This window comes from Microbispora sp. CA-135349 (assembly GCF_050947365.1).
GTDB lineage: Bacteria > Actinomycetota > Actinomycetes > Streptosporangiales > Streptosporangiaceae > Microbispora.
On the sequence record NZ_CP192001.1, the window covers coordinates 487,853 to 499,643 of the forward strand.

Annotated in this window: 9 protein-coding genes and 1 pseudogene; 3 read left to right on the forward strand and 7 right to left on the reverse strand. The window is 71.0% G+C overall.

Annotated elements, in window-relative coordinates:
• The first annotated feature begins 77 nt into the window (after positions 1 to 77).
• A complete protein-coding gene (locus tag ACQPZZ_RS02460; protein ID WP_432928527.1) occupies positions 78 to 1,364 on the forward strand; it encodes an acyltransferase family protein in 1,287 nt (428 codons plus the stop codon).
• Here the strand turns inward: ACQPZZ_RS02460 and ACQPZZ_RS02465 are convergent.
• Positions 1,343 to 2,191: a polysaccharide deacetylase family protein gene (locus ACQPZZ_RS02465; RefSeq protein WP_432928529.1), complete on the reverse strand. Its 849-nt coding sequence runs from the start codon at positions 2,189 to 2,191 to the stop codon at positions 1,343 to 1,345. The two genes, ACQPZZ_RS02460 and ACQPZZ_RS02465, sit on opposite strands and share 22 nt — an antisense overlap.
• Positions 2,192 to 2,351: 160 nt before the next feature.
• Positions 2,352 to 4,439, reverse strand: a complete 2,088-nt coding sequence (locus ACQPZZ_RS02470; RefSeq protein WP_432928531.1) for a glycoside hydrolase family 6 protein — start codon at positions 4,437 to 4,439, stop codon at positions 2,352 to 2,354.
• A gap of 158 nt (positions 4,440 to 4,597) precedes the next feature.
• Here ACQPZZ_RS02470 and ACQPZZ_RS02475 point away from each other — a divergent pair, with 158 nt between their 5' ends.
• Both ACQPZZ_RS02475 and hisC read left to right on the forward strand, forming a co-directional pair.
• Positions 4,598 to 5,074, forward strand: a complete 477-nt coding sequence (locus tag ACQPZZ_RS02475; protein ID WP_432928533.1) for a hypothetical protein — start codon at positions 4,598 to 4,600, stop codon at positions 5,072 to 5,074.
• Between the two features lie 77 nt (positions 5,075 to 5,151).
• Positions 5,152 to 6,216 carry a histidinol-phosphate transaminase gene (hisC, locus tag ACQPZZ_RS02480; protein WP_432928535.1) on the forward strand — a complete coding sequence of 355 codons (1,065 nt, stop codon included), beginning with the start codon at positions 5,152 to 5,154 and terminating at the stop codon, positions 6,214 to 6,216.
• An 11-nt stretch (positions 6,217 to 6,227) separates the two neighbouring features.
• Here hisC and ACQPZZ_RS02485 read toward each other — a convergent pair.
• The 5 genes and pseudogenes from ACQPZZ_RS02485 to ACQPZZ_RS02505 form a co-directional block, all read right to left on the reverse strand.
• A pseudogene (locus ACQPZZ_RS02485) lies at positions 6,228 to 6,662 on the reverse strand (Clp protease N-terminal domain-containing protein); the annotation flags it as partial.
• Between the two features lie 275 nt (positions 6,663 to 6,937).
• Complete coding sequence (locus ACQPZZ_RS02490; protein ID WP_432928537.1) at positions 6,938 to 7,942, reverse strand: EamA family transporter; 1,005 nt, start codon at positions 7,940 to 7,942, stop codon at positions 6,938 to 6,940.
• 36 nt (positions 7,943 to 7,978) lie between these two features.
• Positions 7,979 to 9,223: a transcriptional regulator gene (locus tag ACQPZZ_RS02495; protein ID WP_363636135.1), complete on the reverse strand. Its 1,245-nt coding sequence runs from the start codon at positions 9,221 to 9,223 to the stop codon at positions 7,979 to 7,981.
• A gap of 262 nt (positions 9,224 to 9,485) precedes the next feature.
• Positions 9,486 to 10,763 (reverse strand): UDP-N-acetylglucosamine 1-carboxyvinyltransferase, encoded by a 1,278-nt coding sequence (gene murA, locus ACQPZZ_RS02500; protein ID WP_363635079.1) that lies wholly within the window; start codon positions 10,761 to 10,763, stop codon positions 9,486 to 9,488.
• Between the two features lie 173 nt (positions 10,764 to 10,936).
• Entirely contained in the window at positions 10,937 to 11,785 is an 849-nt protein-coding gene (locus ACQPZZ_RS02505; RefSeq protein ID WP_432928539.1) for a phosphoribosylaminoimidazolesuccinocarboxamide synthase, read from the reverse strand.
• Positions 11,786 to 11,791: the final 6 nt, after the last annotated feature.

Below are 11,791 nucleotides of genomic sequence, written 5' to 3' on the forward strand. Positions count from 1 at the left end.
GAGGATACGGAGGCTCGACGGGCTTCGCCCACCGAATGCTCCGACTCACAGTGATCTTTCAGGATATATTCCGGCCTATGCTGGCTGCGGCCCCCCGCATCCCCGATGCGCCGGCCATTCCCCCCGGACCGTCCCGGCTGCGCGTTCTCGACCTTCTGCGGTTCTGCGCGGCCCTCGGCGTCGTCCTCTTCCACTTCGGCGAGACGCGTGCCTGGGGCACGCCCAACGCCTTCCCCGCGCTGAGCGCGGTGACCATGTTCGGCGTGTACGGCGTGCGCCTGTTCTTCCTGATCAGCGGATTCGTGATCCTGATGAGCGCCTGGGGCCGCACGCCCGGCCACTTCGCGGCGTCGCGGATCGCCAGGCTGTTCCCCGCGTACTGGGCGAGCGTGCTCGCGCTGGGCGGCCTGGCCGTCGGAGGCCTGATCACCGACCACCGGCCGAGCCTCACCGAACTGCTGGCCAACATGACGATGCTCCAGCACGGCTTCCGCGTACGCGATCTGGAGATCGTCTACTGGACGCTGTGGCAGGAGCTGGTCTTCTACGCCCTCATCGCCTGCCTGGCGGCCGTGGGGATCACCTACAGGCGGTGCCTGGCGTTCATGGGCGCATGGGTGCTGTTGCTGGCGATCGCCGACCGGGTGGACGCCGACCTGCTGCAGGCGGTGCTCGTCCCGTTCAGCGCGCCGTACTTCATCGCGGGGATGGCCCTCTATCTCATCCACCGCTTCGGCGGGTCGCTGTTCCCCTGGCTGTTCGTGGGCATGGGCTGGATCCTCGCGCTCTACTCGGCGCTGAACGAGGGACCACCGGCGGTCCGGAGATACGGCCAGGCGCTGGGCTCGGCGCTCGTGGTGGGCGTGATCTCGCTGATCTTCCTGGTGATGATCCTCGTGGCCGTCGGCGCGTTCGTCCGAATCGACTGGCGGTGGCTCACCTTCCTCGGCGCGCTGACCTATCCGCTGTATCTCTTCCACCACCACGTCGGGTTCCTGCTGATCCAGTGGCTCCACCCGGTGCTGGGCAACCGCGTCACGCTCCCGCTGGCCGTGGCCGCCGCGCTCGTGGTCGCGTACGGCGTGCACCGCCTGGTCGAGCGGCCCCTGCAACCCCGGATGCGCGCGGCGCTGGAGCGCTCGCTCACGGCCGACGCCGCCCACGTCCCCCTGCCGGAGACGGCGGCGGCCTCCGCCGTGCCCGTGGTGCCCGCGCCTGTGTCCGCACCGGTGTCCGCGCAGCTGTCCCCACCGACGTCACCGCCGGTGTCCCCGCAACTGTCCGCGCCGGTGTCCCCGGCGCTGCGGGCCCCGGCGCCGTACGCGGAGACGCCCGGCACCGGCTACTTGCCGCGCGGCGGGTAGATCTCGCCGCCGCGCAGGGTGCGGTCCTGCAGCAGGGTCGTCAGCGTGACGAACTTGTAGTGCTCCTTCTCCAGCGCGGTGAGCACGCCGGGCATCGCCTTGACGGTCTCGGGAACGATGTCGTGCAGCAGGATCACACCGTTGCGCTTGGCGAGCTTCAGCGTGCGCTGGGCGATCACCTTGGTGTTCCGGGCCTGCCAGTCGAGCGTGGACCCCGTCCACAGGATCTGCGGCAGTCCCAGGTCGGCCATGAGACCCGAGACCCTGGCGTTGGTCGCGCCGTTCGGCGGGCGCATGTAGTCCGGCTTTTTGCCGATCATCTGGAAGATGACGTCGGAGGTGCTGGAGACCTCTTCGAGCACCTCACTGTCGGACAGCTTCGTGAGCGAGGGGTGGGTCCAGGTGTGGTTGCCGATGTCGTGCCCCTCCTCGTAGATCCGCCGGGTGAGCTCGGGCCGGTTGGCCACCTTCCGGCCGAGGAGGAAGAACGTGGCCTTGGCCTTGTGCTTCTTCAGCGTGTCGAGCAGCTCGGGGGTGTAGGGCCACGGGCCGTCGTCGAACGTGAGGGCGATGCACTTGTATCGGGCGCAGTAGGGCACGTCCTTCTTCTTGACCCCGGCCTTCTGTACCCCGACCTTCTGCACCCCGGCCTTCTGCACCCCGGCCTTCTGCACCCCTGCCTTCTGCACCCCGGCCGTGGCCGTGGCCTTCGCGGCCACGGCCGCCGCCTCGGCGGTCGCGGCGGTCGCGGAGCCGGCCGCGGTGGGAACGACGCACACGCCGGCTGCGCAGACACCGGCCATCACGATTTGTACTTTCCGCCACATGTCGGTGGATCTTAGTGCTTGTCCTCCGATGTGACAGGTGACGAAGACGGCTGCGAAGTGGATCGCGGCGGGCGGAGCTGCGTGTCTCCACCTCTTATCGGGCGATCGGCTGGACCGACGAGCGACCCGAGCTGCCCGCGCACCGGAGCCGAGCCGCTCGTCAGAGCGGCGGAACGGCGGCCTCGGCCCGCTGGAGGGCGAGTTCGGGCCACCACACGCCGCCGTAGGGCGGGACGACGCCGTACACCGGGTCGGTGGGACCGCCCTCGCCGCGATCGCACCGGTCGTCGGACATGCCGGCCGGCCGCACCCACAGGTACGCGTCCACGAGCGCACTGCCGGTGCGGGTGGCCGGCCGTGCGCCGGCGCCGCGTCCCGGCGGGTTGCACCAGTCCTGGGGGTCCTTGTACCTGCCCTCCGGCGGGGTCCACTCGCCCGTGCCGTTCCTGCTCGTGTCGATCACGAAGTGGGGGAGCCCGGCCGTTCCCGCGTCCGTGCCGGCGTCGTCGCAGGCGCGGCCGCGATTCGACGACTTGGTCTTCACGCAGGCGGCGAGGCGGGTGCCGTACGCGACGAGCCGATCGGTCTTCTGGAATCCGGAGACGTTGAGGTAAAAGCCGTCCGCGTCGGCGATCCCGGCGTCGACCAGCCGAGTCGCGGCGACCTCCGGCGACGGCCAGCCGTCGAGGCTGCCGTCGAGGTAGACGGCGGTGTTCGGCAGCGCGCCGAGCCGCTTGGCCGCCGAGGCGAGCATGCGCAGCCTGGCGCGCTGGTCGGCGGCGTCACCGAGCGAGCAGTCGGGAGAGCCGGGCAACTCCGCGAGGCTGTTGGGCTCCAGCACGAACACCGCCCTGCGGTCGCCGACCGCCGACGCGAGCGCGTCGATCCAGGCGAGGTAGTCCGCCGAGTCCGCCGCTCCGCCGTCCTCGTTGCACGCGCGGAGCGGGATGTGGTCGGTGACGAAGACCGGAACCGCGTCCTGCCGCGCCGCGGCCTCCGCCGTGGCGCTCGCCGTACGCGCGGCCTCGCTCGCGCTCGTCTGGCCGAGCCACACGGCCCTGGGCACGGCGGCCAGCTTCCGCATCAGCGCGGCGTCGCCGGCCCGGCCCGCGGCCTGCCAGACGTCCGCCTGGTGCGCCTCGTCGCCGGTCGGGCTCGCGTAGAGCCGTACGGCCTGCCCGCGCAGCGGGTTCCCGCCCGAGGCGCTCGCGGTGGCGTGCGCCGGGGGTTTCGGAGACGGCCCGGAGTCGCCGGACGACGCGGCCCGGACGGCGACGACCACGCCCGCCGTGACGACGATGGCGGTGGCGGCGGCGGCGATGCCCACGCCCAGGCGCGACCGGCGGTTCGCCCCGCCTTCGCCCGTCCCGCCCGTCGCGCTCGCCACGGCCGTCGGCTCTCCCCGCACGCTCCCCGGCGCGGGTGCGATCGGCTCGTGGCCGGTCAGCATCTCGACCAGCCGCTGCGCGGTCGGCCGGTGGGCCGGGTCCTTCGCCAGCGCCAGGTCGACGATCGACCGCAGCCGGGGGTCGAGGCCCGAGATGTGCGGGGGCTCGTGCAGCACCCGATAGAGGATGCTCGGAATCGACCCGCCGCTGAACGGCGCCCGGCCCGAGGCGGTGTACGCCACCAGGGCGCCCCAGGCGAAGATGTCGGACGCCGGGGTCAGCCGGTCGCCCTTCGCCTGCTCGGGTGACATGAAGGACGGGGTTCCCGCGACGATGCCGCTGATGTCCGCGGTGGTGTCGGTGACCTGGGCGATGCCGAAGTCGATGACCTTGGGACCGACCGGAGACAGCAGCACGTTCGACGGCTTGAGGTCGCGGTGGATCACCCCCGCGCTGTGGATCGCCTGCAGGGCCACGGCCACGTTGACCGCCACCGCCTCCAGGCTCGACCCCGCCAGCGGCCCACGCTCCCGCACGACCTCCTGCAGCGTGGGCCCGGGGACGTACTCGGTGGCGAGGTAGGCGACGTCGCCGTCCAGCCCCGCCCCGAGGACGGCGGCGGTGCAGAAGCGGGCGACCCGCTGCGCGGCGGCGACCTCGCGCTGGAACCGGCGCCGGAAGTCGGGGTCGGCCGCCCACTGCGGATGGATCACCTTGACCGCCGCGTCGCGGCCCTCGTCGTCCCGGCCGAGGTAGACCGTGCCCATGCCGCCCTGGCCGAGCGTGCCGAGGATGCGGAACGGCCCGATCCGCCGGGGATCGCCGTCTCGCGGTCCGCCGCCCTCCGCGCCGCTCGTCATGCTCTCCCCGCTCGCCGGTTACCGCGTGATCCTAACCACGCGGTCCCCGGCCCACCAGGCGATGGGCCAGGCGAAGGGCGCGGTACAGCGGGCGTCAAGGACTTTGAAAGCGGCGCGCGACAAACTGCCCGCAACGACAGAGGAAAGGAACCCCAGCCATGACCCTCACCCGCTCCCTGGCAGGAATCACGCTCGCGGCAGGCATCCTGGCCCTGGCCCCGCTCGCCACGGCGACGGCCGCCCAGGCCGACGCCGCCAAGCCCTTCGGCCCCTACTACGCGGCCGGGTCGAAGGCCAAGGTGAGCGGCTCGCTGACCGCCGCGGCCAAGGACGACCCGAGCCGGCCCGCGCCGTACGTCAAGGTCGCCGGCAGCGTCACCAGCCTGACCCAGAAGGCGTCCACCTGCGGCTGGGCCCTGTTCCGCGTCAGCTACTTCGACGCCGCCAACAAGCCGCACCTGGCCTACCGCAACTACCGCACCTGCTCGTACGGCGCGAAGACGAAGTTCGCCTTCACCGTCAGGAACGTCGGCGAGGTCGAGCTCAAGACCTGCTCCGAGACCAAGGCCGCCAAGCCGTCTCTCACCTGCCAGTACGCCGGCACCTGGAAGACCCTCTATGCCTACTACAACTAGGGGCAGGGGCCCGCGGGCCGTCCACGGAGGGGCGTGCGGGGTGCCGCCCGATCAGGCGGATCTCCTATCGTTAGGACATGCCTCGATTCCGCTCGATCCTCGACACCATGCCGCCCTACAAGCCCGGTAAGGCCGTGGTCTCCCCGGACGGCCGGTCGTACAAGCTGTCCTCCAACGAGAGCCCCTTCGGACCCCTGCCGTCGGTGGTGGAGGCGATCGCACGGGCGGCCACGGACGTCCACCGCTATCCCGACCCCGGCGCGGTCCGGCTCACCGAGAAGGTCGCCGAGCGGTTCGGCGTGCCGTACGCCCACGTCGCGCTGGGCGCGGGGTCGGTGGCGGTCGCGCAGCAGATTCTGGAGGCGGTCGGCGAGCCCGGCGCGGACGTGCTGTACGCGTGGCGCTCGTTCGAGGCCTACCCGCTGCTGGTCGGCCTCTCGGGCGCCAACGCGGTCGAGGTGCCGCTGCGCGACGAAACGCACGACCTCGACGCCATGGCCGACGCGATCACGCCGGAGACGCGCCTGGTCTTCGTGTGCAACCCCAACAACCCGACCGGGACGGTGAACCGGACGGAGGAGCTCACGCGATTCCTCGACCGCGTGCCGGAGAACGTCACCGTCGTCCTCGACGAGGCCTACCGGGAGTACGTCAGGGACGCGGACGTGCCGGACGGCCTCACGCTCTACCGCGACCGCCCCAACGTCGCCGTCCTGCGCACGTTCTCCAAGGCGTACGGCCTGGCGGGGCTGCGGGTCGGCTACCTGATCGGACACGAGCCGGTGGCGGCCGCCGTCCGCAAGACGCTGCTGCCCTTCGCGGTCAACCACCTCGCCCAGGCGGCCGCGATCGCGTCGCTGCAGGCCGAGGACGAGTTGCAGGAGCGGGTCGAGACGGTGATCAAGGAGCGTGCCCGCGTCAGGGAGACGCTGCTGTCGCAGGGCTGGACCGTCCCGCCCACGGAGGCCAACTTCGTGTGGCTGCGCCTCGGCGAGCGAACGATGGAGTTCGCCGAGAAGTGCGCGGCCGTGGGTGTCGCCGTGCGCCCGTTCGACGGGGAGGGGGCCCGGATCTCGATCGGCGACGGAGAGGCCAACGACGTCTTCCTTGCCGCCGCCGAGGCGTTCCGCCAGGCTCTCTAGCGCGCCGGGTAGTACTGCCGGACGAGCGCGTCCGTGCTCTGTTTCACCTGGTCGAGGCCGGCTCCGAGCGTGACCAGGATCCGGCACGCCGCACTCTCGCGATCGCGGATGAGCGCGAGCAGGATGTGCTCGGTGCCGATGCGGTCATGGCCGCGCTCCAGGGACTCCTGATTCGACGACTGGAGGACCGCGCCGGCCGCCGGAGTGAACGGAAGGTGCCCCGACGGGGCGGCCTGGCCGTGGCCGGCGGCCTCCTTGACCTGGAGGCGCACGTCCTCAAGGCTCAGGCCCAGGCTTTTGAGCACCTGGGCCGCGATGCCCCCGTCCTCGCGGATCAGTCCGAGCAGGATGTGCTCGGCGCCGATGGAGTGGTGGTCGAGCATCCGGGCCTCGGCCTGAGACAGGATGACGACCTGTCGCGCTCGGTCGGTGAACTTCTCGAACATTGCGCACTCCTCACAAAGCAGTCAGTGGTCCCATTGTGGGTCCGATGGGACGTTTGTGATTGACGGTAGTGGACCTCTGCGAGTCATGCATGCAGCCGTGAGCAGAGTTGGTAAGGAGACTGGCCGAAGTTCGGGCGTCTGCCGCCTTATTCCATGATTCCCCTGACGAATGTCGCGGCACGATTGGCGAATCGCTTCGAAATCAAGCGGCCGACTCGGTCGCGGCCTCGAATCGCGGGCGCCGCCCTCGCGCTTTCACCCGAGCCGGGTCGCTGTCACGCCTCGGTGGCCGGCCGGGCGTCCGGGAGGCGTTCACCACCGGGCGAGGACGCCGGGTCGCGTTCGGGGCCCGTCGCCGTTTTCCGCACCGCAGGCCTCCCACCGGCCCGCTTGCGGCGCTCTGTCGAGACCACCAGCGCGACCCCGACGACGATCAGGGCTCCCGCCACGAGCATGGCCCCGGTGACCGGTTCCGACAGGATCGCCGTTCCGAGGATCACCGCCACCACCGGGTTCACGTACGCGTAGGTGGACACGAGCGATATCGGCGCATGGCCGAGCAGCCAGATGTAGGAGGTGAAGCCGATCAGGGAGCCCACCAGCACCAGGTAGGCCAGGGCCGCCCACGACTGCCAGCTCACCGCGCCGAGGTGCAGCCGCTCACCCTGCACGGCGCCCATGACCAGCAGCGCGGCGCCGCCCACCGCCATCTCGACCGTGCTGGCCACGAACGGATTGGCCGGCATCGGGATCCGCGGGGAGATGAACGACCCCACCGACCACGAGAACGAACCCAGCAACACCACGGCGATGCCCACCCCGCTGCCCGTGCTGCCCGACGCGTCGTCGCCGCCGAGCGAGAGGAAGGCGACGCCTGCGAAGCCGACCAGCACCCCGGCCAGGGTCAGCACGTGCGGCCGGTCCCGGAAGACCGTCCTGAGCACGACAAGCCACAGCGGGGTCGAGGCGACGAGCAGCGCGGCCAGGCCGCTGGAGATGTGCTGCTCGGCCACGGCGACCATGCCGTTGCCCCCGGCGAGGAGCAGGAGCCCGACCAGCGCGGCGCCGCCGAACTGTCTCCAGCTCATCCGGTACGGCACGGCCCTGACGAGCAGGACCGTGCCGAGGATCAGCGCCGCCGCGACGAAACGGAGTCCACCGCTCGTCATCGGCGGAAGGGTCTCGATGGCGATCGCGATGCCGAGGTACGTCGAGCCCCACACCACGTACACGGCCGCCAGCGCCAACCACACCCGTATGTCATGACCGTTTCGCTCCATAGGTCATGACAATAAACCGTCGCCTCCGGACGGTGATTACCGGTTCAGCTTCTCCACGATGAGCCGGTAGAGCTGCCGGGGCCGGCCCGGCTGGGGGGTTCGGTTCGGCGGCAGCGGCCACGCGAGTCCCTCGTCAACCAGCGTGCGCAACAACCGCCTGGCCGTACGCGGGGTCACTCCGAGCATGCGCCCGGCCCCCTCCGCGTCCACGACCGTGTCCCCGCCCTCCAGCTTGGCGGCCAGGCGCGCCAGCACCTCGACCCCCTTGGGCTTGATCGGCCCGCCGGGCTGGGGCGGCATCCGGGGCGGCGGCACCAGCGCGCGGCCCTCCCGGTCCACCGCGAAGCCCTGCGGCTGTTTGCCGCCCTGCGTGCGGGCGAGCGCGCCCCTCGCGTGCGTCTCCGCCTCGTGCGTCGTGCGGCCCATCCCCACACCCACCTCGACGGCCAGGCCCAGCTCCTCGCGGATCCTCGCGGCGAACGGCAGCACCCGGAACCCGTCCGTGGCCGTCGCGATCGAGCCCTTCGTGGCCACCACCAGGTAGCTGTGGTCGTCGATCGGCCACACGCTCGCGTTGATCCGGTTGGCCTCCTGCACGAGCAGGCGGTGCAGCGACAACCGCAGCTCGTCACGCCAGTAGCGCGGGGCGGCCCGCCGTACCGGCTCGCGCAGTGTCGGCACCTCGACCAGCACGACCGTGAGCTGCGACTCCTCCAGCCGGTGCCGGGCCCCGAGCAGCGCCGCCGTGTGCAGTGCCGTACGGACGGCCGCGGAGGTCGGCCGGATCGGCACCACCGGCACCCCGGCGGCGGTCAGCCGGTCGGCCACGCCGGACACGCAGGTGAGCGCGCCCGTCGTGGCCCCCTGGCGGAGCAGCCGCTCGTGGAAGGCCGTGATCGCGCCGACAGGGCCCGGCTCGTCACGGCTGTGCACCTCCCCGGAGGAGAGGTTGAGATCCGCGTACGCCTCGTCGATGTCCGGCCGGCTGACCACGTCGACGCTCACCCGGCGCGGATCGATCCGCTCGTCCAGTGCGGCCCGCGCGATCGCCGCCACGAGTGCCGCCCCGCCAAGCTGCACGTGCGTGGCGGGCATCGTGAGCACCCCGGCCCGTCGCGCGAGCTCGAAAGGCACCGGACTCGCGAACAGGCACGCGTCCACACCCGGCCCGAGCCGGGTCACCTTGTCCGCCGCCTCCTGCTCATCCCGGTATGCGGCGGCGACCAGCCGGCAGGGCACCGGGGCAGCCGAGTGCCCCATCAACATCACCCGCTCGACCAGATCGTGCGACCCCACCACGCCGATGGTGAGGTCGGGTGTCACCGTTCCCAGACGTGACCCGCGCGGAGTGTCTTCCGTGCGCTCGACCAATGTTCGTCCCATCCCACGTCGCCCTCGTTGTTGTGGCTTCTCTTTGGAACGATCGCTGGTTAAGGCCGTAATGTCACGCCCAGATTTTCCGGAATACCATTCTGGGTGGTCGGGGCGCTTCCGTAAATCGGAAGGTCCCCGCTGGTCAGGGCATTAGTAAAGGTTTGCGGACTCAGCCCTCGTCCGAAGTGGAAATTTCACGCACCACATCTGCCCCGAGCGCCTGCATACGCTGTGCGAGCGCGGCGTGACCGCGGTCGATGAGATATCCGGACCCGATCGTCGTCTCGCCCTCCGCCGCGAGACCGGCGAGCACGAGCGCGATTCCCGACCGCAGGTCGTGCGCCGTCACGTCGGTGCCGCGCAGCGGTGTGGGACCGTGCACGACCGCCCGGCTCCCCTCGACCTCGACGTTCGCCCCCATCTTGTTGAGCTCGCCCGCGAGCGCGAAACGGCCGTCGAAGATGCGCTCGTGGATGTAGCTGGAGCCCTCCGCGAGGCAGGCCACGGTCATCAGCGGCGACTGCAGGTCGGTCGCGAAGCCGGGGTAGGTGTCGGTGATCACGTTGATCGGGCGCAGCGGCCGGTCACGGCGCACCTGCAGCACCGCGCCGTGCTGCTCGAACTCGACGCCCATCTGCTCCAGCTTCCACCGGACCACGCCGAGGTGCTCCAGGGAGGCGCCGACCAGGCTCACCTCACCACCCGTGATCGCCGATGCCATCGCGAACACGCCCGCGTCGAGCCGGTCCGGCATCACCGTGTGCTCGACCGCCGTCAGCTCGTCGACGCCCTCGACCGTGATGAAGCCCGTGCCGCCGCCGCGGATGCGCGCGCCCATCCGGGTCAGCATCGTGATGACGTCGAGCACCTCGGGCTCGAGGGCGGCGTTCTCGATGACGGTGGTCCCGCGCGCCAGAGACGCGGCCATGATCAGGTTCTCGGTGCCGGTGTGCGACGGGGTGTCGAGGTACAGGGGGGCGCCGAGGAGGCCGCCGGCCTTGATGTGGATGACGGCCTCGCCCTCGTCCACCATCGCGCCCAGGCGCTTGTAGCCCAGGTAGTGGAAGTCGAGGTTGCGGCTGCCGAGGTTGCACCCGCCGATGCCCTCGATGATCGCCTCGCCGAGGCGGTGGAGCAGCGCGGGGACGAACAGCACCGACCCCCGGAACCGGCGGGCGATCTCCGCGGGCAGAACAGGGCTGGTCAGGCGGGAGGCGTCGATGACGAGCGTCCGCTCGCTCTCGTGGAACTCCACCTTCGCGCCGATGGCCTGGGCGAGTTCGACCGCCCGGCGCACGTCCTCGATGACGGGCACGTTGCGGAGCACCGTGCGGCCCTCGGCCGCGAGCAGCGCCGCCCCGATCATGGGCAGTACGGCGTTCTTCGCGCCCTGGATGAAGGCGGTTCCACGCAGTACGTTGCCACCGCGCACGCGGTAACGGACCATGAATACGACTCCTATTTCGGGGGAAAGTGGGGGACTCCCGTCAGCCGGCGGCCGATCGTCGGGGAGGACGATCGGCCTAGAGTAGCCGCTGGCCCGGGAGTTACGGGGAGGAACTACCCCCAGAACGCGTGGGGGAACGGGTCACTTGAGACTACTGCTGTGACCTGTGTGATTCAGCCGCGAAAGCGCTCTCCGGTGAGCCGTTCGTACGCCTCGACGTAGCGGCTGCGGGTGCGCTCGACGATCTCGTCGGGCAGCGGCGGGGGCGCCTCTCCGGACGACCTGTCCCAGCCCGACTCGGGGGACAGCAGCCAGTCCCTGACGAACTGCTTGTCGAACGACGGCTGGGAGTGGCCCGGCTCCCACTGGTCCAGGGGCCAGAAGCGGGAGGAGTCGGGCGTCAGCACCTCGTCGCCCAGCGTCAGCACACCGTCGGCGTCCCAGCCCAGTTCGATCTTCGTGTCGGCCAGGATGATGCCACGTTCCAAAGCGATCTCGGCTCCGCGGCTGTAGACGTCGAGGGTGATCAGGCGCAGCCGCTCGGCGACGTCCTCGCCCACCTCCGTCGCGACCTCGTCGTACGTCATGGGCTCGTCGTGCTCCCCCATGGGGGCCTTGGTCGACGGCGTGAAGATCGGCTCGGGCAGCCGCGACCCGTCGGTGAGCCCCTCCGGGAGGCGTACGCCGGAGACGACGCCCTCCCTGCGGTAGTCCACCAGCCCGGAGCCGGTGAGGTAGCCGCGGGCCACGCACTCCACCGGCACCATCCGCAGCCGGCGGCACAGCACGCCGCGGCCGGCGAACTCCGCCGGGACGTCGGTCGAGACCACATGGTTGGGGACGACGTCCTTGAGCTGCTCGAACCACCACAGCGACAGACGGGTGAGGATCTCCCCCTTGTCGGGGATGCCGGGTTCGAGCACGTAGTCGAAGGCCGAGATGCGGTCGGACGCGACCATCAGCAGCAGCCCGTCAGGGGTCTCGTAGAGGTCGCGTACCTTGCCGGAGTGCAGGTGCTTCACGGTTCC

Bases quoted from the DNA above. Each gene is read 5' to 3' on its own strand.
- ACQPZZ_RS02460 (WP_432928527.1), top strand. From the start codon at position 78: ATGCTGGCTGCGGCCCCCCGCATCCCCGATGCGCCGGCCATTCCCCCC.
- ACQPZZ_RS02465 (WP_432928529.1), bottom strand. From the start codon at position 2,191: ATGTGGCGGAAAGTACAAATCGTGATGGCCGGTGTCTGCGCAGCCGGC.
- ACQPZZ_RS02470 (WP_432928531.1), bottom strand. From the start codon at position 4,439: ATGACGAGCGGCGCGGAGGGCGGCGGACCGCGAGACGGCGATCCCCGG.
- ACQPZZ_RS02475 (WP_432928533.1), top strand. From the start codon at position 4,598: ATGACCCTCACCCGCTCCCTGGCAGGAATCACGCTCGCGGCAGGCATC.
- hisC (WP_432928535.1), top strand. From the start codon at position 5,152: ATGCCTCGATTCCGCTCGATCCTCGACACCATGCCGCCCTACAAGCCC.
- ACQPZZ_RS02490 (WP_432928537.1), bottom strand. From the start codon at position 7,942: ATGGAGCGAAACGGTCATGACATACGGGTGTGGTTGGCGCTGGCGGCC.
- murA (WP_363635079.1), bottom strand. From the start codon at position 10,763: ATGGTCCGTTACCGCGTGCGCGGTGGCAACGTACTGCGTGGAACCGCC.